Source organism: Actinomycetospora rhizophila, assembly GCF_042657905.1.
Lineage (GTDB): Bacteria > Actinomycetota > Actinomycetes > Mycobacteriales > Pseudonocardiaceae > Actinomycetospora > Actinomycetospora rhizophila.
Genome location: NZ_JBHSKG010000016.1, coordinates 63,216 through 85,618, shown reverse-complemented (window position 1 = coordinate 85,618; position 22,403 = coordinate 63,216). Strand labels below are relative to the sequence as shown.

The following is a 22,403-nucleotide window of genomic DNA, read 5'->3' as shown; positions in this document are numbered from 1 at the left end:
AGTGTGTGGGGCGTGACCGGTGACACACGGCCCCGCGCGGGCGTCCGCGCGCTGCGCGTGTCGGCGGCCGAGGTCGCCCGCCGCGCCGGGGTGTCGGCGGCGACGGTCTCCTACGCCCTGAACGGCAAGCCCGGCGTCTCCGCCGAGATGCGGGCCCGGGTGCTCGCGACCGCGGCCGAGCTCGGGCACCCCCTCGACCGCTACGAGCGGGCGCACGAGCCCGAGCCCTCCCGGGTGCTCGGGCTGGTCCTCACCGACATCAGCAACCCGTTCTACTCCGAGTTCTCGGCCGGGACGATCGACATCGCCCGCGCCCAGGGCTACGAGGTCTTCGTCGCCCACACCCAGGAGAGCTCGCCGACGCTGGACACCGTGGTCCGCACGATGATCGCCCGCCGGGTGGACGGGGTGGTGCTGACCTCGCTGCACACCGACGACGGCGACGCCATCCGCCTGCTGCGCCGCGCCGAGATGCCGTTCGTGCAGGTGAGCCGCCGGATCCCGGGGCTGCGGGCCGACTTCATCGGCGTGGACGAGACGGCGCTCTCGGCCGACGTCCTGCGCCACCTGCTGGGCCACGGATACACCGACCTCGCGATCGTCACCGGCACCCAGAGCTCGTCGTCCTCGGCGGAGCGGGCGCGGACGTTCGTCGCCACGGCCGCCGAGCTCGGCGTGCCGCTGCCCGCCCACCGGCGGTTCATCGCCTTCCTCAACGCCGAGGGCGGGCGGCGGGTCGCGCAGCACCTCATCGACGCCGACGACGTCCCGCGCGCCATCGCGTGCGGGTCCGACGCCATCGCCTCCGGGGTCATCGGGACGCTGCGCGAGCACGACCTGCGGGTGCCCGACGACGTCGCCGTCACCGGCATCGACGGTGTCTTCCCCGGCGCCTCGATGCTGGCCGAGCTCACCACCGTCGTCCTCTCGCGGCGCCTCATGGCCCAGGCCGCGGTGGAGCAGCTCATCCGGCGCATCGACGGGCGCGGGGGCGGCGCGCTGACCGAGACCGTGCCCCACACCCTGCGCATCGGCACCAGCTGCGGCTGCCCCCGCGCGGTCACGGCCGGGCCGCGCAGGCCTGGACGGCGCGCACCATGAGCGCGACCTGCAGCTCGAACAGGCCCTCCTGGCGGCGGGGGTCGGTGCCGGCGAGCTCGGCGACGCGGCGCAGGCGGTAGCTGATCGTGTGCGGGTGCACGTGCAGCGCGCGGGCGGTGTCGGCCGTGGCGCACCCGCGGCGCACCCACTCCCGCAGCGTGGCGACGAGGTCGGTGCCCCGGGTGCGGTCGTGCTCCTCGAGCGCGCCGAGGCGATGGGCGGCGAGCCGACGCAGGCCGTCGGGGGTGCCGGTCTCGAGCAGGAGCACGGCGACGCCGAGGTCGTCGAGGTCGAGCACGCCGGTGGTCCCGGCCTCGGCGGCCAGCGCGTGGGCCGTGCGCACCACCCGCCAGGCCGGCGGGTAGCCGTCGGTCGCCGTCACCGTCGGACCGATCACCACCGGGCCGGCGGCCCCGGCCAACGCCGCCGCGAGCCGGCCCCGGTCGGCCTCCGGGACCAGGACGGCCAGGGCGCCCTCGTGCTCGCCGACCAGCGGCGACCCGCCGAGCAAGGCCGCGGGCGCGGTGCCGGGCGGGGCCAGCACGACGGTGTGCGGGCGGCGCAGGTCGTGGTGCAGGGCGTCGGAGCGGTCGAGCAGGCTGCGCTCGTCGCCGGTGCCGCTGACCAGCTCCACCGCCAGGTCGCGGGTGAGCCGCAGCTCGGTCTCGACGGCCCGGCGGCGCTTGAGCAGCTCCAGGGCCAGGAGCAGCGAGAAGCGCTCGATCACCGACCGGTCGGCCCACCCGTCGCGGCGCGCCACCCACAGGCGCGCGGCGAGCTCGTCGGCGACGGCGATCGGCACCACCCAGGCGCACACCGAGGAGCCCAGCGGCGCCCGCACCACCGTCCGGTCGTCGTCCACCGCGGCCAGCGCCCGGCGCAGCGCCCGGGTCCGCGTCACCGGGGGCACCCCGGGCACCTCGGGGCCCGCCCGCCCCAGCGGCGAGCCCTCCGGGGTCTCCAGGGTCACCGACGCGTCGAGGGCGCCGGCGAGGGCGTCGAGGACGCCGTCGAGCCCGGCGTCGTCGAGCAGCAGGCGCAGCAGCGCGCGGTCCTGCTGCTCGGCGCGCTCCAGCCGGCGGATGGTGGCATGCTCGGCGGCGCGCAGCTCGGCGGTGCGCAGGACGGTGCCGGCGTACTGGGCCATCAGCTCGGCGGCGGCGAGCTCGTCGGCCGCGAGGTCGCGCACGTGGCCGGTGTAGCCGACGAGCACGCCGGCCAGCTCCCGGCCGTCGGCGCCGCCCAGCGGCACGGCGAGCAGGGAGCGGATGCCCTCGGCCAGGGCGAGCTCGCGCCACGGCCAGGTGGCCTCGGTGGCGGCCACGTCGCGCAGCACGACCGTGCGCCGCTCGCGGACGGCCCGGGCGGCGGGCAGGTCCGACTCGCGCCCGCTGGGGTGCACCAGCAGCGGTGCTTGCGCCTCGAGGTCGCGGCGGTAGCGCTCGGTCAGCGCGTGCCCGGCGGTCAGCACGAGGCGCTCGCCGGTGTCGTCGAGCAGCATCACCGAGCACGAGTCGGTGCGCGCGAGCGTGCAGGTGTGCCGGGCGATCCGGGCGAGCAGGGCCTCGCGGGGCTCGTCGGCGTTGAGCGCGCGCAGGATGTCCGCGGCCGCCGTCATCCACTCCGCGTGCGTCGCCGGCACAACCAGCCCCCGTCCCCGTTGGTCAGGGAGCCATAGCGTAGCCGCGCGCCCCGGACGACCCTGTGTCCCGGGTCACTCGACGACGGAGGGGGCGCCCTGGTGTACCGGGTCGGGATCGACGTCGGGGGCACGTTCACCGACTGCGTGGCGGTGGACGAGGTCACCGGCGCGGTGACGACCGGCAAGGTGCCCACCACCCCCCACGACCAGTCCGAGGGGTTCCTCGCCGGGATCGCCGCGCTCGGGATCCCGATGGCGGAGATCTCGCTGGTGCTGCACGGCTGCACGGTCGGGCTCAACGCCGTGCTCACCCGCACCGGCGCGACCATCGGGGTGATCACCACCGAGGGGTTCCGTGACGTCCTGGCGATGGGCCGGGGCCAGCGCCCCAGCGGCGACCAGTTCAACCCGCGCTGGCAGCGGGCGTTCGGCGACGCCCGCGAGCCGTTCTGCCCGCGCTGGCTGCGCCGCACGGTGCCCGGGCGGATCGACCGCACCGGGCGCGAGGTCGTCGCGCTGGACGAGGAGGCGCTGGCCGACGAGGTCCGGTTCCTCGTCGGGCGCGGGGTCGAGGCGATCCTGGTCTGCTTCCTCAACGCCTACGCCGACGACAAGCACGAGCGGCGCGCGGCCTCGATCGCCGCCGAGCTGGCCGACGTGCCGGTCTGGACCTCGACCGGCGTGCACCCGTGCTTCAAGGAGTACCCGCGCTTCTCGACCGCCGTGGTCAACACCTACGTCGGGCCGCCGGTGCAGCGCTACCTCGACCGCGCCGAGCGCCGCCTCGCCGAGGCCGGCTACACCGGCCCGCTCATGGTGATGCAGTCCAACGGCGGCGTGCTCCCGGTGGGCACCGCGCGGGAGCGCCCGGCGTACACGCTGCAGTCCGGGCCGACCGGCGGCGTCACCGGCGCCCAGCGCGGCGGGCGGCGCCTCGGGACCCCGGACCTCATCACGCTCGACATCGGCGGGACCAGCGCGGACTGCGCGGTCGTGGTCGACGGCGAGCCCGTCGTGACCACCGAGCTCGAGATCGAGCACGACGTGATCATCGCGCTGCCGGCGATGGCCGTGCACTCCATCGGCGCGGGCGGCGGCTCGCTGGCCTGGGTCGACCGGCGCGGGGCCCTGCGGGTCGGGCCGCGCAGCGCGGGCGCGGTCCCCGGCCCGGCCTGCTACGGGCGCGGCGGCACCGAGCCGACGGTGACCGACGCGCTGGCCGTGCTGGGGATCCTCGACCCGGCGCGGTTCCTGGGCGGGGCCTCGACCTTCGACACCGGCGCGGCGCGCGCGGCGTTCACGCCGATCGCCCGGGCCACGGGCCTGACCACCGAGGACGCCGCCCGGGCCGTCCTGGACATCGCGACCGCGGCGATGGTCGAGGCGGCGCGCGAGGTGTCGGTCTACAACGGCATCGACCCGCGCCGCTTCGCGCTCTACGTCTACGGCTCGGCGGGCCCGGTGTTCGGCGCGCGGATCGGGCGGGCGCTGGGCAGCGAGTCGGTCGTCGTCCCCCCTCAGCCCGGGGAGCTCAGTGCCTACGGGCTCGCGCTCGCCGACCTGCGCCTCGACGTCGGCGAGCCGGTCGTGCGGGCGCTGGGCATGCTCGCGCCCGACGAGCTGGAGGCGGCCTACACGCGCCTGCGCGACGACGCCGACAGGACCCTGGGCGAACGCGACATCAGCTACACCCGCTGGCTCGACGGCCGCTACCAGGGCCAGACCTGGGAGACCAACGGCGTCCCGGTGCCCGAGCGGCCCCTCGACGACGCCGCCGTCGACGAGCTGCGCACCAACTTCGACGCCACCCACCGCCGCACCTGGGGCTACGCCGTCCCGCGCGCGGACGTGAAGGCGACGATGGCCCGGGTCACCGCGACCGTCGAGCTCGGGACGCCCGACGCGCCGGCCCCGACCGTGCCCGGACCGGACGGCGCGCCGGGCCGCGCGCGGGTGCACCTCGACGGGCGGTGGCAGGAGGTCCCGGTGGTGGCGCGCGAGGGGCTCGCGGTCGGGGCGCGGGTCGAGGGCCCGGCGCTGGTCGTGCAGCCGACGGCGACGACGGTGCTGGAGGCGGGCGACCGGCTGACCGTCGACGGGACCGGACACATGATCATCACGTGGGAGACGGCATGAGCGACCAGGTCGCGCGCGAGATCATCCGCAGCGCGTTCTTCGCGACCGTGCGCCAGGCCGGCCGGATCATCCTGCGGTCGAGCTTCTCGCCGATCATCCGCGACGCCTTCGACTTCTGCGTCACGCTCATCGGCCCCGAAGACCTCGAGCGCGGCCTCGCGCACGACGTCGTCGCGATGAACGAGAGCCTCGCGCACTTCTCGGGCGTGATGCCGTTCATGGTCCGCAATCTGCTCTGGGAGTACGGCGTCGAGAACCTGCGCCCCGGCGACCTGCTCGCGATGAACAACCCGTTCAAGGGCGGCAACCACGTCTACGACAACGGGTTCTACAAGCCCGTCTTCGTCGGCGACCGGCTCATCGGCGGGGTGGCGGTGAAGGCGCACCTCATGGACATGGGCGGGGTCACCGCGGGCGGCTACTCGACGCGCAAGCGGTCGCTGTTCGAGGAGGGCGTCGTCATCGCGGGCGTGCCCGTCTACAAGGACGACCGGCCGTGGACGCCGGGCTTCAACCTGTACTTCGACAACTCCCGGCTGCCCGACAACATGATCGCCGACCTGCAGGCCATGCACAGTGCCTGCACGTTCGCCGAGGAACGGCTGCACGCCCTCGTGGAGACCCACGGCGTCGACACCGTGCACGACGCGATGGCCTACACGCTCGACTACGCCGACCGCTCGATGCGCGAGGGCCTGCGCGCGCTGCCCGACGGCGACTTCGTCGGCGAGGACGGCATCGACGCCGACGCGTTCCACGACGAGCCGTACGTGGTGCGCGCGACGGTCCGCAAGCGCGGCGACGAGGTCGAGGTCGACTTCTCGGGCTCGACGCGGGAGGCGGCGTCGTCGGTGAACTGCTCGGTGTTCGACGCCGCGAACGGCGTCTACACCGCGCTGAAGTTCCTCTGCGACCCGCACAACCCGAACAACGCCGGGGCGTTCCGAGCCATCACGGTGGTCGCGCCGGAGGGCACGTTCATCACCGCGCGGCCGCCGGCGGCGACGACGATGTACTTCGACGCGGCCGAGGCGGTGTTCAACGCCGTCACCAAGGCGATCATCTCCGGCGCGCCGCCCGGGTCCGGCTTCGGCGGGCACTACGGGTCGAACATGGGCCTGCTGATGACCGGCAGCACCGCGGCCGCGCCGTCCGGGCCCCGGCGCAGCGCGGGCGACGGCGTCGCGGAGCGCCTCGCCGCGGCGACCCAGTCGATCCCGGTCGTGCTGGAGGACGGCGCGGGGTCGGGGCGGAGGCTCTTCGTCGCGCCGATGCTGGCGCTCGGGGGCTTCGGGGCGTCCGCGGAGGGCGACGGCGAGGACTTCGTGTCGATGAGCCAGCAGAACCTCATGGACATGTCGATCGAGTCGATCGAGGAGGACCACCCGATCGTCGTGCTGCGCAAGGAGTACGTCGCCGACACCGCGGGGCCGGGCGCGCACCGCGGCGGGGCGGGCGTGGTCTACGACCGGATGGTGGTCGGGGAGGCCGACGTCTACCCGATGCTCCTGCACCTGCGGATCCTGCCGTGGGGCGCCGACGGCGGGGGCGCCGGTCGGCCCGGCGGCGCCTGGATCGGGGAGCCGGACGGGGGTCCCGCGGCCGCGCGATGGCTGCGCTCGGCCGACGAGGACCTCCGCCCGCTGGGCGGGTACTTCGCGGACTCCGGGGCGGCCGCCGCGCCGCACGAGGGGCGGTGGCACGCGGGGAACGCCGACATCGCCGCCGCGCCGGGGACGCTCCTGCGCGTGCGCACGCCGGGGGCCGGGGGCTGGGGAGCCGCGTCCACCCGTGACCCGGAGGCGGTCCTGCGCGACGTCCGCGACGGCTTCGTGACGCTCGACGGCGCCCGGGTCGACTACGGCGTGGTGATCCTGGGCGACCCCGACGAGGGTCCCGACGAGCTGACCGTGGACCGCGAGGCGACGGAGGCGCTGCGGGGAGACGCAGCGCAGCGGAGCTCGACCAGGGAGAACGGCTCATGACGATGGTGTTCGGGCGGCCCGAGGAGCCGGAGCTCACCGTCACGCGGACCGACCTCGACGAGACGTGCCCGGCGTGCGGGGGCACGGCGGTGCAGGGCTACCCGCTGCTCGAGGTGACCGGCTGGTGCCTCGTCGCGCGGTGCGCCGACTGCCTGCACGTGCTGCGCCGCGAACCCAGCCCGACGCCGTTCGGGTTCAGCTACGTGCCCTACAGCGCCCACCTCCGGTGATGATGGGCCGGTGGCGATCCGTGTGGAGACCGATCCCGCCGACCCGCGGGTGGCGGTGCTGACCATCGACCGGCCGGAGGCGCGCAACGCGCTGGATCCCGAGCACCAGGAGGCGCTCGGGGCGGCGGTCGCGGCGTTCGAGGCGTCCGACGAGCAGCTCGTCGCCGTGCTCACCGGGGCGGGGGAGACGACGTTCTCCGCGGGCGCCGACCTCAAGCGGCTGATCCCGCCGTACCGCGACCGCGTCCGGGCGGGCGAGGACGTCCCGTGGAACTTCGGCGGGTTCACCGCCGTGGACCGGGCGAAGCCGCTGATCGCCGCGGTCAACGGGCACGCGCTGGCCGGCGGGCTGGAGATGGCGCTGGCCTGCGACGTCCGGCTGTGCTCGCCGAACGCGACGTTCGGGCTCGCCGAGACGAAATGGGCGATCATCCCCGGCGCCGGCGGGACCGTGCGGCTGCCGCGCGCCGTGCCGCTGGGGCTGGCGATGGAGATGATCCTGTCCGGCGAGCCCGTCGACGCCGCCGAGGCGCACCGGGCGGGGCTGGTGAACCGGGTGGTGGCGCTGCCGGACCTGGTCCCGACGGCCCTGGCGCTCGCGCGGTCGATCGCCGACCGGGGCCCGCTCGCGGTCCGCGAGGCGCGGGGGCGGGTGCTGGACGGGCTGGGCCTGGAGCACGACGAGGCGATGGCCCGCGAGCACGAGGCGTTCCTGCGGGTGATGCGCACCGACGACGCCCTGGAGGGGCCGGCCGCCTTCGCCGAGAAGCGCGCACCGCGCTACCGGGGGCGCTGAGGCGCGGGGGTGCCGCGGTGGGTTACTGGCTGGTATCCCTCGCTGGGCGAGCGATACGAGCCAGTAACCGGCCGAGCCGGGCGCGCAGGGCGCCGAGGGCGAGGCGGAGCGGGCTGGTCCGCGTGGTGGGCGCCTCGCCGGTGCGGGCGGCCTCGTCGACGGCGTCCGCGAACTGCTCGAACAGCCGCCGCGACACGTCGCCGGCCAGCGCCCGGCCGAACTGGGCGACGCGGCCGGTGAGGTGCACGTCGGCGTCGGCGGTGAGGGTGGTGCCGCCGGGGTCGGCGGGGTCGGCCGCCAGCCGGATGACCGCGTGGGTGCTCGAACCGCCACGGTCGGCGCCCTGGGCGAGCACGCGCATCCGGCGGGTGGTGTCGTCGCGGTCGGCGATGTGCGCGAGGCCCTCGAAGCGCAGGGACACCGGTCCGAGGGCGACGACGGCGCGCCCGCGGTAGCGGTCGTCGCCGAGGTCCTCGGTCATCTCCGCGCCGGGCAGGCAGGCGACGAGGCGCGCCGGATCCGAGAGCACCGCCCAGACGTCGTCCACGGGGGACGACAACGCACGGCGCACGTCGACGGTGATCGTCGGCGGACCCGCGGGAACCGCGATCTCTTCGGGCGACTGCGTGGCGTGACGGACACTCAGTGTCTGCGACGCCACGCCGCTGACACTCCCGAGGCGGCCCACCAGCGCGGGAGGCACGGCGGCGCGGGGTGGGGGGACGCCGTCGGGGTGCGCGCGGGCGACGTCGGCGACGGCGGCGAGGATCCCGCGGTAGCCGGTGCAGCGGCACAGCACGCCCGACATGTCCTCGGGCAGCGACTCCTCGGTGTAGGTGCCGCCGGCGAGCAGGTCGTAGGCGCTCATCAGCATCCCCGGCGTGCAGAAGCCGCACTGCAGACCGTGGTGGTGGGAGATCGCCTGCTGCAGCGGGTGCTGGTCGTCGGCGCCGCCGAGCCCCTCGACCGTGGTCAGCGCGGCGCCCTCGCACTGCACGGCGAACAGCAGGCACGCGCGCACCGCCTCGCCGTCGAGCAGCACCGTGCACATCCCGCAGACGCCGTGCTCGCAGCCGACGTGGGTGCCGGTGAGCCCGAGGTGGTCGCGCAGGACGTCGGAGAGCGTGGTGCGCGGGGAGACGGCGACCGTCACCGCCCGCCCGTTGACGGTCAGGGCCACCTCGACCGTGCCGTCGGCCTCGACCCTCATGCCGTCACCTCCTGCGATGCGTCCCGGTGTGCGCGGGCGAGCTCCCGCGCGGCGAGCACGCCCAGCAGGCGGGCGCGGTAGCCGCGCGAGCCGTGGGCGTCGCCGTCGGTGTCGACGACCTCGTGGGCCAGGGCGTCGGTGACCGGGCGCAGCCCGGCCTCGGTGGGGTCGGTGATCGAGACGTCGCGGACCACGGGCCGGTCGGACACCCCGAACGCCGCCAGCACGGCCTCGTCGCCGCGCACCCGCACCGCCACCCCGGCCAGCGCGAAGTCGCCGTGCCGGCGAGCGATCTCGGCGAACCCGAAGCCCTCGCCGTCGGCCGCCACCGGGAAGCGCACGCCGGTGACCAGCTCGTCCGGCCCCGCCGCGGTCGTCATCGCTCCCGTGACGAAGTCGCGTGCCGGCACGACCCGCTCGCCGCCGGGGCCGCGGAGCACCACCGACGCCCCGAGGCACGCGGCGACCGCGGGCAGCTCGGCGGCCGGGTCGGCGTGCGCGAGGCTGCCGCACACCGTGCCGCGGCTGCGCAGCTCCCGGTGCCCGACGAAGGGCATCGCGCGCCGGATCAGGGGGACCGACGCGACCTCCGCCGACCGCTCGACCGTCCGCTGGCGCACGGCGGCGCCGACGTGCAGCTGCCCGTCCTCGATCACCAGCGAGTCCAGCCCCGGCAGCCGCGTGATGTCCACCAGCGTGCCCGGCCGGCCCAGGCGCATCGCGAGCACGGGCACCAGCGACTGGCCGCCGGCGAGCACCTTGGCGTCGCCGCCGGCGAGGACGTCCACGGCCTCGTCGACCGAGTCCGGGCGGCAGTAGGCGAACGGTGCGGCCTTCATCGCCGGCTCACCGCCCCGTGAACGACGGCGCCCGCTTCTCGCCGAACGCCGCGACGCCCTCGGCGAAGTCGTGGCTCGAGCGCAGCATGGCGTAGGCCTTGCGCTCCAGCTCGATCCCCGAGTACAGCGGGGCGTCGATGCCGCGGTCGAGCACCTCCTTCGCGGCGCGCAGGGCGAGCGGGGAGAAGCCGAGCATCTTGGTCACCAGGGCCTCGGTGGCCTTGTCCAGCGCTTCGCGGTCGGGGTGCAGCTCGGCGACCACGCCCCAGTCGGCGGCCTCCTGACCGGTGATCCGCTTCGCGGTCATGATGTGGTGCTTGGCGCGCGAGAGCCCGATCAAGCGCGCCAGGCGCTGCGTGCCGCCCGAGCCCGGGATCATGCCGAGGTTCATCTCGGGCAGGGCGAAGCGGCTGCGCTCGGTGGCCAGGCGGATGTCGCAGGACAGCACCAGCTCGAGGCCGACGCCGAAGGCGTAGCCGTCGACGGCGACGATCACCGGCTTGGGGCTGCGGGCCGGCGCGGTGACGTTGTGGCCGAGGTCGGTGAAGTCGATCGGGTCGACCTCCATGAACCCGGCGATGTCGCCGCCCGAGGAGAAGTGCTCGCCGTCGGAGCGGATCACGACGACCTGGACGTCCGGGTCGCGGTCGATCTCGGCGAAGCGCTCGGCCATCAGCTGGCGCATCTCCCAGGTGATCACCGTGTAGGGCCCGTGGGACAGCGTCACGTCCGCGACGCGCCCGTCGTGCGAGCGGTCGAGCCGGACCTCGCCACCGGTCAGTGCCATGGGAACCCTTCGTCGTCGGTATGTGAGCGAAATTCCCGGCTATAGCCGGGAATTTCGCTCACATGAGGAGGTCGTGGATCACGGAGCCGTGCAGGGGCAGGGAGTCGATCGGGACGCCGGCCGGTGCCAGGGCGTCGGCGACGGCGTTGGCGTAGGCGACGGGCAGGCTCATCGAGCTGCCCTCGCCGCACCCCTTGGCGCCGAGCGGTGTGAGCGGCGACGGCGACGACACGTGGTCGGAGACCAGGTCGAACGCGGTCTCGGCGCTGGTGGGACAGAGGTAGTCGAGGAACGTCGCCGAGGTCGGCTGGCCCGCCGGGGAGTAGCGGAACTCCTTGTAGGCCGCGCCGCCCAGCCCGTGCACGAGTGCCCCGAGCACCTGCCCCTCGATGAGCACCGGGTCGAGCACCGTGCCGGCGTCGTGGACGGTCGCCACCCGGTCCAGCGTCACCACCAGCGTGTCCGGGTCGATGCGCACCCCGACCATCTCGGCGACGAAGCCGTAGCAGAGCGAGGAGTTGATCCGGTCCTCCGCGGTGGCCGCGACGGCCTCGGGCGGCACGAACTCGCCCTCGGTCGCCAGCCGGGCCGGGGCGCCCGCCGGCAGCGCGCCCGGGTCCCAGTGCACGACCCCGGCCGCGTGCCGGAACAGGCACTCCCGGCCCGAGACCGGGTCCCGGACGCTCCCGTCCGCCAGCTCCAGCCCGGCGGCGTCCGCGCCCAGCAGCACCGACGCCCCCGCGCGCACCGTCTCGGCCAGCCGGTCGACCGCCGCCACCACCGCGCTCGTCACCAGCGGCGCGAAGCGCGACGAGTAGCTCCCCGAGGTCACCGTCCACGGCGTCGAGGCGGTGTCCATGTCGACCACCACGCGCACCTGCTCCACGGGCAGCCCCAGCCGGTCCGCCGCCACCCGGCGCGCCACCGTCGCGTGCCCCTGCCCCTGCGGCACCGAGCCCAGCAGCACCGTCACCACGCCCTGCAGGTCCACCGACGCGCGCACGATCTCGGTCGACCCCGACTTGTCGCGGCCCGGCTTGCGCTCCGCCGCGGGCGTCGCCAGCCCGACGTAGCCGATGTTGGTGCCCGACGGGTCGACGACCAGGGCCAGCCCGACCCCGTAGTACGCGCCCTCGGCCCGCGCCGCCGCCTGGCGGGCGCGCAGCTCGTCGTACCCGCCCTTGGCCAGCAGCAGGTCCAGGGCGGCGGGGTAGTCGCCGGAGTCGTAGAGCCCGCCGGTCGGGGTGCGGTGCGGGAACGAGCGCACGAGGTTGCGACGGCGCACCTCGGCCACGTCGAGCCCGGCGCGCGCGGCGACGGCGTCCACGAGCCGTTCGAGCCCGAAGTAGAGCTGCTGGCCGCCGAAGCCCCGGTTCAGTCCGGTCGGCGCGCGGTTGGTGACGACGGCGCGGGCGCGGATCGCGACCGCGGGCACGTCGTAGGCGCCGGTGATGTTGCCGAAGCAGCGGTAGAGCGTGCTCGGCTCGGGCGGGCGCAGGTAGGCGCCGACGTCGTCGACGAGGTCGACGCGCAGGGCCTCGACCGCCCCGTCCTGCGACACGGCGGCCTCGAACCCCATCGCCCGCCCTGCCCCCGACGAGCTCGCCAGCAGGTGCTCGACGCGGTCCTCGGTCCAGCGCACCGGGCGCCCGGCGTGCTTCGAGGCCAGCGCCATCAGCACGACGTAGGGGTAGATGCCCGACTTGATCCCGAAGCTGCCGCCGATGTCGGCGGGCACGTGCAGCCGGAACCGCGACACCGGCACGCCCAGCGCGCCCGCGGCCACCGGGACCATCGTGAACGGGCCGTGGAAGTTCGCCCACACCTCGACGTCCTCGACGCCCCAGTGCGCCACCACCCCGTAGCACTCCATCGGCACCGACGAGTAGCGCGGGAACGTGTACTCGCCGCGCACGACGTGGTCGGCCCGGGCGAACGCCTCGTCGACCGGGCCGAACGCGAAGCTGCGGTCGGTGGCGACGTTCGTGCCGGCCTCCGGGTGCAGCAGGACCGCCCCGGGCTCCAGCGCCGCGCGGGTGTCGACGACGACGTCCAGCGGCTCGTAGTCGACCTCGACGAGCTCGGCGGCGTCCTCGGCGACGTAGCGGTCGCCCGCGACGACCACGGCGACGGGCTCGCCGACGTAGCGCGCGACGTCGACCGCCGAGGGCAGGTAGGGCATCGGCGTGGAGGTGGAGAGCGGGAACGGGCGCACGGCCGCGCGCACCTCGTCCGGGCCGATCACCGCGGCGACGCCGGGGTGGGCGCGGGCGCGCTCGAGGTCGACGCCGCGGATCCGAGCGTGCGGGTGCGGGCTGCGCACGACGGCGGCGACGAGCGTGCCGGGCAGCGGGTCGAGGTCGTCGACGAAGCGCCCGGCGCCGGCCACGAGCGCCGCGTCCTCGTCGCGCGACGGGGTCCAGGTCACCGTGCCGCCCGATCTGACCGAGGGGCACCTTCGCTCGATCTATCCGAGCGAAGGTGCCCTTCGCTCGGGATCCCGGCGCCCGTGTCCGCGAGTGCGGTGTAGTCGCCGCCGACGAGCACCCGGCGCAGCGTCTTGCCGACCGCGGAGCGCGGCACCGCGTCGACCGCGATCACGCGCTTCGGGCGCCGCAGCGAGGGGAGCGTCTCGCGCGCCCAGGCGTCCGCGGCCACGACGGCGTCGTCGGGGCCGACGCCGGCGGCGGGCACCACGAACGCGGTCACGGCCTGTCCCCAGCGCTCGTCGGGCAGCCCCACCACGACCACGTCGGCGACCGCCGGGCACCGCACGAGCGCGGCCTCGATCTCGTCGGGGTACACGTTCTCGCCGCCCGTGTTGATCATGTCGTCGACGCGGCCGGCCACCCAGAGGTCGCCGTCGTCGTCGGCCACCGCGAGGTCGCCGGTGAAGTACCAGCCGTCCCGCACGGCCTTCGCGGTCGCGTCCGGGCGCAGCCAGTAGCCGGCGAACGCCTCGGGGCTCGCCATCGACACCGCCACCTGGCCCTGCTCACCGGGCGCGACCTGGTCGTCGGGACCCGCGCCGGGGGAGGGGTCGACGAGCCGCACCCGGCTGAACACCCCCGCGCGCCCCGCGCAGCCCGGCTTCGCCGCGACGTCCGGGCCGATCGTGAACGTGTAGATCTCGGTCGAGCCGAAGTGGTTGACGAACGCCTCCGGCGCCACGGCGTCGACCAGGCGCTCGGCCAGCGCCGGCGCCATCGGCGCGCCGGCGTAGGCGAGCCGGCGCACCCCGACGAGCGCGGCGGGGTCGGCCTCGCGCAGCAGCGACCAGTACATCGTCGGCACGAGGTAGAGCGACGTGACCCGCTCGCGCGCGATCAGCTCGGCGGCCTCCGCGGCGTCGAAGCGCGCCTGGGGCACCCACGTCCCGCCCGCGACGATCGTGCCGAGCAGGGTGCGCACGCCCATGGTGTGGAACAGCGGCATCACCCCGAGCACGACGTCGCCGGGGCGCCCGCCGGTCTGCACGAGGTGCGCGACGGCCGCGGCGTGCTCGGCGCGGTGGGTGCGCGGCACGCCCTTGGGCCGGCCCGTGGTGCCCGACGTGTAGAGCATGACGCTGATGTCGTCGGCGGTCGGCGGGTCGGACGGCGCGGAATCGGGCTGGCGGAGGGCCTGGCGCTCGACCTGCTCGAGGTCGAGGTGCGCGACCGGGCGGATGCGCTCGTCGCCCAGGGCCGCCGCGGTCGCCTCCCCGGTCGCGGGCTCGCTGACGACCAGCGCGGGCGCGGCGTCGGCGAGGCAGTGCGCGAGCTCGGGCGGCCCGAAGCGCGGGGAGAGCGGGGTGGCCACGGCGCCGATCCGCTGGGCGGCGAGGTGCAGCGACGCCGCCGGCTCGCCGCCGTGCAGCACGAGGGCGACGCGGTCGCCGCGACGGACCCCGAGCGCGAGCAGGGCGTGGGCCAGGCGGGCGGTGCGGGCGTCCCACTCGGCGTAGGTCATCGGGCGCGGGCCGCCGACGGCACGCCGCGTCGGGAAGCGCTCGACCGCCCACGCCCAGACCGTCGCCAGATCCACGGGACCCCGCCTCCTGATCATGCTCCGACGCATACCATCTGTTTCGGACGGTATGGGACGTATCGCGGGGTGGCAAGGGTCGGTACGCTCCGTGGTCGTGGCCGACCGGCTCTCCCCGACCTCCTACGTCGTGCTCGGCACGATCGCGCTGCGCGGACCGTCGACGTCGTACGACCTCAAGCGGGCGGTCGGGCGCTCCATCGGCTACTTCTGGCACTTCCCGCACGCGCAGCTGTACTCGGAGCCGCAGCGCCTGGCCGAGCTCGGGCTGCTGGAGGCGGAGACCGAGGAGGAGGGCCGGCGCCGGCGGACCTACCGGCTCACCGACCAGGGGCTCGGCGAGCTCAAGGCCTGGCTCGCCGAGCCGACGCCCGAGCACTTCCAGATGCGCGACATCGCCGAGCTCAAGCTGTTCTTCAACGAGGTCGGCGAGCAGGGCGACGTCGCGCGGCTCGCCCGCGAGCAGGTGGCCGCGCACCGCGAGCGGATCGCGGTCTACGAGGACATGCAGGCCCGCTACGCCGACCTCGACGCCGTCGCCAAGCGCATGATCACCCTGCGCCTGGGGCTGGAGATGGAGCACGCCGCGCTGCGGTTCTGGTCGGCGCTGCTCGACGAGGTGACCGAGGAGGAGTCCGCGTGACCGCACGCGACGACGACCTCGTGGCCGGCGAGCCGCGCCGGGTGCTGCGCCGGGCGCTCGCGCACCTGTCCACGCAACGGCGCGACGACGGCTCGCTCGAGCTGCTGGGCGAGGTGCCGCCCGAGCTCGTCGACCCCCTCGTGCGGGCCATGCAGCGGGTCGCCGACGAGCTCGTCGCCGACGACGAACGCCGGGGCGAGGTGCCCCGCAGCGGCGGGCGGCTGCACGCCGACGCCTTCGTCGCCCTGCTGCTGCGGGTCACCGACACGCCACCTGATCAGGCCTGACGGGCCTTCCAGCGCGGGTTCCGCTTGTTGATCACCAGGACCTTGCCGTGCCGGCGCACGACGCTCGATCCCGGCTTCTGCTTCAGGGCCTTCAGCGAGGCGCGGACCTTCATCGGTGCTCCCTTCACCAGCTGCTCTTCCGCACGCCCGGCAGGTAGCCGGCGTGCACGTACTCGCGCAGCCGCACCCGCGAGAGCCCGAACGCGCGCAGGTGGCCCCGCGGGCGCCCGTCGACGGCGTCGCGGTTGCGGACGCGCGTCGCGCTGGCGTCCCGCGGCTGGGCGCGCAGCTCGCGCTGCGCCGCCGCACGGGCGTCCTCGGAGGTGGCGGGGTGCTTGATCAGCGCGGTCAGCTCGGCGCGGCGGGCGGCGTACCGGGCGACGGTCTCCCGCCGGCGGTCGTTCGCGGCGATCTTCGACGTCTTCGCCATCTCAGATCCTCTCCCCGGCGGCGCGCAGGCGGGCCACGACGGCATCGACGCCGTCGCGGTCCACGACCTTGATCCCCTTGGCGGACAGCCGCAGCCGGACGTACCGGCCGAGGCTCGGCGCCCAGTAGCGGCGGTCCTGCACGTTGACCCCGAACCGGCGCGGGGTGCGGACGTGCGAGTGCGAGACGTTCCGCCCGACGCCGGGGGAGCGTCCGGTGACCTGGCAGCGTCGCCCCATCGTCATCCCTTCCCCGGGCTGGAGGAGTACGGCAGCAGCGCCATCTCGCGCGCGGTCCTGATCGCCGTCGCGACCCGGCGCTGCTGCTGTCCGGTCAGCCCGGTGACGCGCCGCGACCGGATCTTCCCGCGATCGGAGACGAAGGTGCGCAGCACCGACACGTCCGACCAGTCGACGGTCTCGACGTCGCGCAGCGGGTTCGGCTTGCGGCGCCGGGGCGGGCGCGGGGCGCGGCTCATCGCTCCTCGCGGAAGTCGACGTGACGCCCCACGCGGGCGTCATACTTGCGCAGCACGAGGCGGTCGGGGTCGTTGCGGCGGTTCTTGCGGGTCACGTAGGTCGTGCCGGTCCCGGCGGTCGAGCGCAGCTTGACGATCGGGCGGATGTCGTTGCGGGCCATGCTTCCCCTCGTTGTTGAGAATGATTATCGTTCACAGTAACGCCATCGAAGGGAGCGCTATGCCCGAGGGTCCGGAGACCGGACTGACGCTGGTGTGCGGCGCCGACCGCGCCACCGCGGCCGCCACGGCGGCGTCACTGCGGGGGCGGCACGGGGTGCTCGTCGCCCACGACCTGCGCGGACTGGGCGAGGGCGTCGTGCACCGGCGGGTGGTCGACGACGACGGCGCGGCCGACACGGTGCTCGAGCTCGCGCACGGCTGTGTGGCCTGCACGCTGCGGGAGGACCTGCTGCCCCTGCTGCTGCGCCTGGCCCGCGACCCGGCGGTGCGGCACGTCGTCCTGCTGCTCGACCCGGGCATGGAGCCCGAGGCGGCGGCGGAGGCGCTGCACACACTCGTGCCCGAGGGCGCCGACGGTCCCGTCACCGGGGTGCTCGCGCTGCGCGGCGTCGTCGGTGTGATCGACGCGGAGACCTGGCTCGACGACGCGGGCAGCGACGACGCGCTCGTCGAGCGCGGCCTCGGGCTCACCGCGGACGACGAGCGCACCGTCGCACAGATGGTGGTGGCGCAGGCCGAGTTCGCCGACGTCCTCGTCGTCGCCGGGCGCTGCGCGACCCCCTGGGACCGCGTGCGCCTCGAGGCCGTCCTCGACCGCCTCGCCCCGCGCGCGGAGCGCCTCACGGTGGCCGACCCGCCCGGGGGCGCGCCGGAGATCGCGGTCGAGCTGGGCGCGGACGTCGTCACCCGGCTCGCCGGCCTCGGGCCCGACGCGCGCCGCGGCGTCCCCGAGGACGCCCACGCGCCGCTGCTGCGGGGCCAGCCCCCGCTGTCGCGCGACGCCGGGGTCTCGCTGCTGCACGTCGGGCACCGCCGGCCGTTCCACCCCGAGCGCCTGCACGCCGCGGTCGACGTGCTGCTGCACGGCACGATCCGGGCGCGCGGGCGGGTGTGGGTCGCCTCGCAGCCCGAGCACGTGCTGTGGCTCGAGTCCGCGGGCGGTGCCCTGCAGGTCGGGTTCGCCGGCACGTGGCTCGCGGCCGGTGCCGACGAGTGGGACGAGGTCGGCGACGAGCGCCGCGCGGCCGCGGCGCTGCGGTGGGACGACCGGTTCGGCGACCGCGAGCAGCAGCTCGTGGTGCTCGTCCACGACGCCGACCCGGCCGGGATCGTCGAGGCGCTGGACGCGGCCCTGCTCACCGACGCCGAGCTCGCCCGCGGGGAGGCGGCGTGGCGCCGGTTCCCCGACCCGTTCGAGCAGCGGCACGTCGACCCGTGCGACGACCTGCCCGGCACGGGTGTCGAGTCGTCGGGCCGGCGCGAGGGGGAGCGGTGACCGGCACCGTCGGCTTCACCGCCGTCTACTGCGGCACCGCGGCCTGCCCGCACCACCAGCGCCCCGCCCCCGGGCGCGAGGAGGTCGGCGAGGCGCTGCGCGGCACCGTCCGCCGGTGCCCGCACGGCGTGCTCGTCAGCGCCCCGTGCCTGACGACCTCCGCGTGCGGGCAGGGCACCGCGCCCCACGGCGCCGGGGCGCTCGTGCTCGTCCAGCCCTGCGACCACGACCGGGCGCCCACCGGCCCCGCCGTCGTCGCCGGCCCGCTGCACGAGGCCGCCGACGTCGACGACCTGTGCGCCTGGCTCGCCGGCGGCGTCGAGCACCCGCCGCCGGGACATCTGCGCGCCGGCTGACGGACTCGATGGGCCAGCTCCCCTATCGGCGTGCTCCCCTTGACCGCTCCGTGACCTGCCGTGACAGCGTCTCCGGCGTGACGGAGGTGCGCTCCCCGGCGACCCGCACGCGGCTCGACGCGGTGGTGATGGTGCTGGTCGGCCAGTTCTCCGTGCAGTTCGGGGCCACCGCGGCCACGGGGCTGTTCGCGCGCGTCGGCCCGGTCGGCGCGGTGTCGCTGCGGCTGGCGTTCGCGGCGCTGGTGCTGCTGGTGGTCTGCCGGCCGCGGGTCCGGCGTCTCGGGCGGCGCGACTGGGCGAGCGTCGTCGTCTTCGGCGTGGCGCTCGCGGGCATGAACACGCTGATCTACGAGGCGATCGCGCGCATCCCGCTCGGTGCCGCCGTGACGCTCGAGGTGCTCGGCCCGCTCGTGCTCTCGGTCGCCGCGTCGCGCCGGGCGTCGAGCTGGCTGTGGGCGGGGCTCGCGCTCGCCGGGGTGGCGCTGCTCGGCCGCGCGGGCCTGACCGGGCTGACGCTGACCGGCGCGCTGTTCGCGCTGGGCGCGGCGACGATGTGGGCGGCGTACATCCTCGCGTCCCGGCACGCCGGCGGGCGCTTCGAGCGACTCGACGGCCTGGCGCTGGCGATGACCGTCGGCGCGGTGCTCACGGTCCCGTTCGGCGTGGTGTCGGGCGGCGCGGCGATGGTCGACCCCGTCGTGCTCGGGTGGGGGTTCGCGGTGGCGCTGCTGTCGTCGCTCGTGCCCTACAGCCTGGAGCTGCTCGCGCTGCGCCGGATGCCGACCTCGACCTTCTCGGTGCTGATGAGCCTCGCGCCGGCGATCGCCGCGACCGCCGGCTTCGTCGTGCTCGGCCAGGAGGTCACCGTGGTCTCGGCACTCGCGATCGCGCTGGTGGTCGCGGCGAGCATCGGGGCGGTGCGGACCTCACGCCCTCTCGAGTGAGCCGAGCGTCGCCAGGAGCCGTTCCCGTAGGTCGGCGCCGCGCTCCGCGAATCCTCGCTGGGCGTCGGCGTAGGCGGCCTTGCCCTCGGCGGTCTCGATGCGCACCGGCGCGTAGCCGAGGTCGGCGAGGTCGTAGGGCGAGGCGCGCATGTCGAGCACCCGGATGTCGTGGGCCAGCGCGAACGTGTCCAGCAGCAGCTCGCCGGGCACGAGCGGCCCGAGCTTGTCCGCCCACTTGTAGAGATCCATGCCCGCGTGCAGGCAGCCGGGCTGTTCGAGCTCGGCCTGGCGGGCGCGGGTCGGCGTGACGGTGTTGCGGGGCGCGGCGGCGTCGGTGAAGAACCGGTAGGCGTCGAAGTGCGAGCAGCGGATGCGGTGGGACTCGACGACCTCGTCGGTGCCGGCGGCCCCGAGGCGCAGGGGCACGGGGTGGCGGGTGTCGTCGTCGCGGTAGACCATCGCCCACTCGTGCAGCCCGAAGCAGCCGAGCTGGGCGGGGCGCCGCGCGGTGGCCCGGAGCAGGCCGGCGACGAAGGTGACGGTCGCGTCCCGCTCGGTGCGCAGGCTCGCGTGGTCGACGCGGACGCCGTGCTCGTCGCGGACGTAGTGGCGCCAGCCCGCGCGCTCGTCGGCGCCCTCGAGGAGGACCCCGGCACCGGGGTGCCAGCGCCGCAACCGGCTGGGGCGGGTGGGGTAGTAGGTGTAGAGGAAGTCCTCGACGGGGTGCGCCTCGCCGCGGGCCTTGCGCGCCCGGTGCCCGGCGGTCAGCGCGTCCGCGCGCTCGGCGTGCGCCGCGGCCCGCGCGCGCCACACCTCGCTCGCCAGCACCTCCACCCGGCCCATGCTGCCAGCGCGCGGGATGTGTCAGCGGTGGGCCATCGCAGACGTTGAGTGTCCGTAGCGCCACACGCTCGAACGGGTGAGGAGCACGCCGTTCGACGATTCGGCGCACGCCGCAGCGTCGCGCTCCTACCGTCGGGGCCATGGCACCGGAGACCGTCGGGGGCGACGTCGACATGGCCGCCGTGGGCGAGCTGCTCGCCGACCGCGCCCGCTGCCGCATGCTGCTGGCGCTCGCCGACGGCCGCGCGCTGCCGGCCAGCATCCTGGCGTCCGAGGCCGGCGTCGCCCCGTCCACGGCGAGCGGGCACCTGGGCCGGCTGACCGAGCGGGGGCTCACCGAGGTCGTCGCGACCGGCCGCTACCGCTACTACCGCCTCGCCGGGCCGGACGTCGCGCGGCTGGTCGAGGTGCTCGGCCGGATCGCACCGGCCCGCCCGGTCCGGTCGCTGCGCGAGGGCACGCGGGCGCACGCGCTGCGGCTGGCGCGGCGCTGCTACGACCACCTCGCCGGGCGTCTCGGCGTCGCCGTCACCGACGCGCTGCGCGACCGCGGCTGGATCGCCGGCTCCGACGGGAGCGTCGACCCCACCGAGCGCCACGGCCACCAACTGCCCGGCTACGTCGCCGAGGACGGGGCGTACCACCTCACCGACGCGGGCCGGGCCGGCTTCGCCGGCCTCGGGGTGCGCGTGCCGGACGGACTGGCCGCCGTGCGGTGCTGCGTCGACTGGACCGAGCAGCGCCACCACCTCTCGGGCCCGCTGGCCGCGGCGCTGCTCGCGCGGTTCGACGCGGACGGCTGGCTGCGCCCGTCGCCCGGGCACCGCGCGCTGAGGGTGACCGACGCGGGCGTCGCCGGGCTCGCCGACCGCCTCGGCGTGGGCTGGCCGCCGCCCGCGGTGGGCCTCTCGCGGGCCTGACCGGGGGATCACGAGCACGTGGTGCACGTCCGCCGGCGCGCCGGGGTCGATGAGGTGCTCGTGATCACGAGCTGCCCGCCCCCTCGCCCGTCAATCGACCGAAGGTGCCCCTCGCTCGGAACCCCGCGGCGCGCCCCCCGACCTCCCCGGTGGATCCTGGTCCCGTGAGCGAGACGAGCGCGTCGGTGGATCCGGAAGCCCGCGAGCCCCAGCCCGGCGACCGGGCCACGGGGCTCGGATCGTGGCCCGGCACCGACGGGCGCGAGGCCGCCCGCACGATCGTCGGCGAGGTGCCCGGGCTCCCGTACGTGCCCGAGCTGCCCGCACGCGGGGCCGGCGCCGACATGATCGGGCGCACCGCCGCGCTGCTCGTCGACATCGCCGTCGAGGTGTGGCCGTCGGGCTGGCGCGTGGCGCGCCGCCCGGGCGGGGAGCACCGGCGCGCCGAGGAGCTGCTCGCCCGCGACGTGGACGCGCTCGACGAGGCCCTGGGGGAGGTGGGAGCCCAGCCGCCGGCGGTGAAGTGCCAGGTCGCGGGCCCGTGGACGCTCGCCGCCGGGGTCGAGCTGCGGTCGGGGCACCGCGTGCTCACCGACCGCGGGGCGCTCGCGGAGTTCGCCGCCAGCCTCGGCGAGGGCCTGCGCACCCACGTCGCCGAGCTGGCCCGGCGCACCGGGGCGCCCGTCGTCGTCCAGATCGACGAGCCGACGCTGCCCGCCGTGCTCGAGGGCTCGCTGCGGACCCCCTCGGGCTACGGCACGGTCGGCGCGGTCCCCGGTGCCGACGCCCGCGCGCTCCTCGAGCAGACCGTCCGGGCCGCCCGCGACGCCGGCGCCGCGAGCGTCGCCGTCCACTGCTGCCACCCCACCCCGCCGCTCGCGCTGATCGGGGCGACGCGCCCCGACGCCGTCGCCGTCGACCTCACCGCGCTCGGCGGCGCGGACGCACCCAAGGACGTCCTCGACGCCCTCGGCGAGCTCTGGGAGGCGGGCACCGAACTCTGGCTCGGCGTCGTCCCCTCGACCGATCCGACGACGAAGCCGGAGCTCCGCACGCTCGCCCAACCGGCCCTCGACCTCGCCGACCGCCTCGGCTTCGACCGCGCCCGCCTCGCCGACCGCGCCGTCGTCACCCCGACCTGCGGCCTCGCCGGCGCGAGCCCGGGGTGGGCGCGGCGGGCGACCGGCACGAGCGTCGAGCTGGCCCGCGCCTTCGCCGACCCGCCGGAGGGCTGGTGACGCCCCGGTGATCCG

Annotated in this window: 24 protein-coding genes; 12 read left to right on the top strand and 12 right to left on the bottom strand. The window is 75.9% G+C overall.

From position 1 onward, the window contains the following. Window positions 1-12 precede the first annotated feature (12 nt). A complete protein-coding gene (locus ACFPK1_RS24880; RefSeq protein ID WP_378023640.1) occupies window positions 13-1,101 on the top strand; it encodes a LacI family DNA-binding transcriptional regulator in 1,089 nt (362 codons plus the stop codon). On the opposite strand, the gene ACFPK1_RS24875 is transcribed toward ACFPK1_RS24880, so the two are convergent. After that, a complete protein-coding gene (locus ACFPK1_RS24875) occupies window positions 1,061-2,719 on the bottom strand; it encodes a helix-turn-helix domain-containing protein (protein ID WP_378023639.1) in 1,659 nt (552 codons plus the stop codon). The genes ACFPK1_RS24880 and ACFPK1_RS24875 overlap by 41 nt on opposite strands. A gap of 123 nt (window positions 2,720-2,842) precedes the next feature. Here ACFPK1_RS24875 and ACFPK1_RS24870 point away from each other — a divergent pair, with 123 nt between their 5' ends. The 4 genes from ACFPK1_RS24870 to ACFPK1_RS24855 are packed head-to-tail and all read left to right on the top strand — an operon-like array spanning window position 2,843 to window position 7,890. Beyond that, window positions 2,843-4,879: a hydantoinase/oxoprolinase family protein gene (locus tag ACFPK1_RS24870; RefSeq protein ID WP_378023638.1), complete on the top strand. Its 2,037-nt coding sequence runs from the start codon at window positions 2,843-2,845 to the stop codon at window positions 4,877-4,879. Beyond that, window positions 4,876-6,864, top strand: coding sequence for a hydantoinase B/oxoprolinase family protein (locus ACFPK1_RS24865; RefSeq protein ID WP_378023637.1), 1,989 nt, complete (start codon window positions 4,876-4,878; stop codon window positions 6,862-6,864). The genes ACFPK1_RS24870 and ACFPK1_RS24865 overlap by 4 nt, the downstream gene beginning before the upstream one ends. Further along, the gene (locus tag ACFPK1_RS24860; protein ID WP_378023636.1) at window positions 6,861-7,094 is read left to right on the top strand and encodes a hypothetical protein; all 234 of its coding nucleotides are present in this window, start codon (window positions 6,861-6,863) and stop codon (window positions 7,092-7,094) included. The genes ACFPK1_RS24865 and ACFPK1_RS24860 overlap by 4 nt, the downstream gene beginning before the upstream one ends. A gap of 10 nt (window positions 7,095-7,104) precedes the next feature. Continuing rightward, complete coding sequence (locus ACFPK1_RS24855; RefSeq protein WP_378023635.1) at window positions 7,105-7,890, top strand: enoyl-CoA hydratase/isomerase family protein; 786 nt, start codon at window positions 7,105-7,107, stop codon at window positions 7,888-7,890. Between the two features lie 22 nt (window positions 7,891-7,912). Here ACFPK1_RS24855 and ACFPK1_RS24850 read toward each other — a convergent pair whose 3' ends face one another. The 5 genes from ACFPK1_RS24850 to ACFPK1_RS24830 are packed head-to-tail and all read right to left on the bottom strand — an operon-like array spanning window position 7,913 to window position 14,752. Then, window positions 7,913-9,100, bottom strand: a complete 1,188-nt coding sequence (locus ACFPK1_RS24850) for a 2Fe-2S iron-sulfur cluster-binding protein (protein ID WP_378023634.1) — start codon at window positions 9,098-9,100, stop codon at window positions 7,913-7,915. Further along, entirely contained in the window at window positions 9,097-9,939 is an 843-nt protein-coding gene (locus ACFPK1_RS24845) for an FAD binding domain-containing protein (protein WP_378023633.1), read from the bottom strand. The genes ACFPK1_RS24850 and ACFPK1_RS24845 overlap by 4 nt, the downstream gene beginning before the upstream one ends. Before the next feature lie 7 nt (window positions 9,940-9,946). Continuing rightward, entirely contained in the window at window positions 9,947-10,726 is a 780-nt protein-coding gene (locus tag ACFPK1_RS24840) for an enoyl-CoA hydratase/isomerase family protein (protein WP_378023632.1), read from the bottom strand. 58 nt (window positions 10,727-10,784) lie between these two features. Next, entirely contained in the window at window positions 10,785-13,154 is a 2,370-nt protein-coding gene (locus ACFPK1_RS24835) for a xanthine dehydrogenase family protein molybdopterin-binding subunit (protein ID WP_378023631.1), read from the bottom strand. Beyond that, window positions 13,151-14,752 carry a class I adenylate-forming enzyme family protein gene (locus ACFPK1_RS24830; protein WP_378023630.1) on the bottom strand — a complete coding sequence of 534 codons (1,602 nt, stop codon included), beginning with the start codon at window positions 14,750-14,752 and terminating at the stop codon, window positions 13,151-13,153. The genes ACFPK1_RS24835 and ACFPK1_RS24830 overlap by 4 nt, the downstream gene beginning before the upstream one ends. A 97-nt stretch (window positions 14,753-14,849) precedes the next feature. Here ACFPK1_RS24830 and ACFPK1_RS24825 point away from each other — a divergent pair, with 97 nt between their 5' ends. Together ACFPK1_RS24825 and ACFPK1_RS24820 are read left to right on the top strand one after the other, a co-directional pair. Further along, complete coding sequence (locus ACFPK1_RS24825) at window positions 14,850-15,395, top strand: PadR family transcriptional regulator (RefSeq protein WP_378023629.1); 546 nt, start codon at window positions 14,850-14,852, stop codon at window positions 15,393-15,395. Continuing rightward, the gene (locus ACFPK1_RS24820; protein ID WP_378023628.1) at window positions 15,392-15,682 is read left to right on the top strand and encodes a hypothetical protein; all 291 of its coding nucleotides are present in this window, start codon (window positions 15,392-15,394) and stop codon (window positions 15,680-15,682) included. The genes ACFPK1_RS24825 and ACFPK1_RS24820 overlap by 4 nt, the downstream gene beginning before the upstream one ends. Here ACFPK1_RS24820 and ykgO read toward each other — a convergent pair. Genes ykgO through rpmG form a run of 5 tightly spaced genes read right to left on the bottom strand, consistent with a single transcriptional unit; the run spans window position 15,673 to window position 16,750 of the window. Continuing rightward, window positions 15,673-15,795: a type B 50S ribosomal protein L36 gene (gene ykgO, locus ACFPK1_RS24815; RefSeq protein ID WP_378023703.1), complete on the bottom strand. Its 123-nt coding sequence runs from the start codon at window positions 15,793-15,795 to the stop codon at window positions 15,673-15,675. The genes ACFPK1_RS24820 and ykgO overlap by 10 nt on opposite strands. 11 nt (window positions 15,796-15,806) lie before the next feature. Continuing rightward, window positions 15,807-16,112, bottom strand: coding sequence for a 30S ribosomal protein S14 (rpsN, locus tag ACFPK1_RS24810; RefSeq protein ID WP_378023627.1), 306 nt, complete (start codon window positions 16,110-16,112; stop codon window positions 15,807-15,809). Window position 16,113: 1 nt separating this feature from the next. Then, on the bottom strand, window positions 16,114-16,356 hold the full coding sequence (rpmB, locus tag ACFPK1_RS24805) for a 50S ribosomal protein L28 (RefSeq protein WP_378023626.1): 243 nt from the start codon (window positions 16,354-16,356) through the stop codon (window positions 16,114-16,116). Continuing rightward, window positions 16,353-16,589: a 30S ribosomal protein S18 gene (gene rpsR, locus ACFPK1_RS24800; protein ID WP_378023625.1), complete on the bottom strand. Its 237-nt coding sequence runs from the start codon at window positions 16,587-16,589 to the stop codon at window positions 16,353-16,355. Before rpsR ends, rpmB begins: the two co-directional genes overlap by 4 nt. Continuing rightward, window positions 16,586-16,750 carry a 50S ribosomal protein L33 gene (gene rpmG / locus ACFPK1_RS24795; protein ID WP_337712131.1) on the bottom strand — a complete coding sequence of 55 codons (165 nt, stop codon included), beginning with the start codon at window positions 16,748-16,750 and terminating at the stop codon, window positions 16,586-16,588. The genes rpsR and rpmG overlap by 4 nt, the downstream gene beginning before the upstream one ends. A gap of 59 nt (window positions 16,751-16,809) precedes the next feature. Between rpmG and mrf the strand changes: the two genes are divergently transcribed. From mrf to ACFPK1_RS24780, 3 genes are all read left to right on the top strand, one after another. Then, window positions 16,810-18,087, top strand: a complete 1,278-nt coding sequence (gene mrf, locus ACFPK1_RS24790) for a ribosome hibernation factor-recruiting GTPase MRF (protein WP_378023624.1) — start codon at window positions 16,810-16,812, stop codon at window positions 18,085-18,087. After that, window positions 18,084-18,443 (top strand): hypothetical protein, encoded by a 360-nt coding sequence (locus tag ACFPK1_RS24785; protein ID WP_378023623.1) that lies wholly within the window; start codon window positions 18,084-18,086, stop codon window positions 18,441-18,443. The genes mrf and ACFPK1_RS24785 overlap by 4 nt, the downstream gene beginning before the upstream one ends. Window positions 18,444-18,520: 77 nt before the next feature. Then, the gene (locus ACFPK1_RS24780) at window positions 18,521-19,387 is read left to right on the top strand and encodes an EamA family transporter (protein ID WP_378023622.1); all 867 of its coding nucleotides are present in this window, start codon (window positions 18,521-18,523) and stop codon (window positions 19,385-19,387) included. Here the strand turns inward: ACFPK1_RS24780 and ACFPK1_RS24775 are convergent. After that, the gene (locus tag ACFPK1_RS24775) at window positions 19,370-20,230 is read right to left on the bottom strand and encodes a 3-methyladenine DNA glycosylase (protein ID WP_378023621.1); all 861 of its coding nucleotides are present in this window, start codon (window positions 20,228-20,230) and stop codon (window positions 19,370-19,372) included. The genes ACFPK1_RS24780 and ACFPK1_RS24775 overlap by 18 nt on opposite strands. 140 nt (window positions 20,231-20,370) lie before the next feature. On the opposite strand from ACFPK1_RS24775, the gene ACFPK1_RS24770 reads away from it, so the two are divergent. Next, window positions 20,371-21,150 carry an ArsR/SmtB family transcription factor gene (locus tag ACFPK1_RS24770; protein WP_378023620.1) on the top strand — a complete coding sequence of 260 codons (780 nt, stop codon included), beginning with the start codon at window positions 20,371-20,373 and terminating at the stop codon, window positions 21,148-21,150. Between the two features lie 164 nt (window positions 21,151-21,314). After that, window positions 21,315-22,388, top strand: coding sequence for a uroporphyrinogen decarboxylase/cobalamine-independent methonine synthase family protein (locus ACFPK1_RS24765; RefSeq protein WP_378023619.1), 1,074 nt, complete (start codon window positions 21,315-21,317; stop codon window positions 22,386-22,388). Window positions 22,389-22,403 lie beyond the last annotated feature (15 nt).

What these genes read in the sequence shown, in the direction of transcription:
- ACFPK1_RS24840 (WP_378023632.1), bottom strand. Translation starts at nt 10,726, where the DNA reads ATGGCACTGACCGGTGGCGAGGTCCGGCTCGACCGCTCGCACGACGGG.
- ACFPK1_RS24865 (WP_378023637.1), top strand. Translation starts at nt 4,876, where the DNA reads ATGAGCGACCAGGTCGCGCGCGAGATCATCCGCAGCGCGTTCTTCGCG.
- ACFPK1_RS24770 (WP_378023620.1), top strand. Translation starts at nt 20,371, where the DNA reads ATGGCACCGGAGACCGTCGGGGGCGACGTCGACATGGCCGCCGTGGGC.
- rpsR (WP_378023625.1), bottom strand. Translation starts at nt 16,589, where the DNA reads ATGAGCCGCGCCCCGCGCCCGCCCCGGCGCCGCAAGCCGAACCCGCTG.
- ACFPK1_RS24845 (WP_378023633.1), bottom strand. Translation starts at nt 9,939, where the DNA reads ATGAAGGCCGCACCGTTCGCCTACTGCCGCCCGGACTCGGTCGACGAG.
- ACFPK1_RS24860 (WP_378023636.1), top strand. Translation starts at nt 6,861, where the DNA reads ATGACGATGGTGTTCGGGCGGCCCGAGGAGCCGGAGCTCACCGTCACG.
- ACFPK1_RS24850 (WP_378023634.1), bottom strand. Translation starts at nt 9,100, where the DNA reads ATGAGGGTCGAGGCCGACGGCACGGTCGAGGTGGCCCTGACCGTCAAC.
- rpmG (WP_337712131.1), bottom strand. Translation starts at nt 16,750, where the DNA reads ATGGCCCGCAACGACATCCGCCCGATCGTCAAGCTGCGCTCGACCGCC.
- ACFPK1_RS24875 (WP_378023639.1), bottom strand. Translation starts at nt 2,719, where the DNA reads ATGACGGCGGCCGCGGACATCCTGCGCGCGCTCAACGCCGACGAGCCC.
- rpmB (WP_378023626.1), bottom strand. Translation starts at nt 16,356, where the DNA reads ATGACGATGGGGCGACGCTGCCAGGTCACCGGACGCTCCCCCGGCGTC.
- ykgO (WP_378023703.1), bottom strand. Translation starts at nt 15,795, where the DNA reads ATGAAGGTCCGCGCCTCGCTGAAGGCCCTGAAGCAGAAGCCGGGATCG.
- ACFPK1_RS24775 (WP_378023621.1), bottom strand. Translation starts at nt 20,230, where the DNA reads ATGGGCCGGGTGGAGGTGCTGGCGAGCGAGGTGTGGCGCGCGCGGGCC.
- rpsN (WP_378023627.1), bottom strand. Translation starts at nt 16,112, where the DNA reads ATGGCGAAGACGTCGAAGATCGCCGCGAACGACCGCCGGCGGGAGACC.
- mrf (WP_378023624.1), top strand. Translation starts at nt 16,810, where the DNA reads ATGCCCGAGGGTCCGGAGACCGGACTGACGCTGGTGTGCGGCGCCGAC.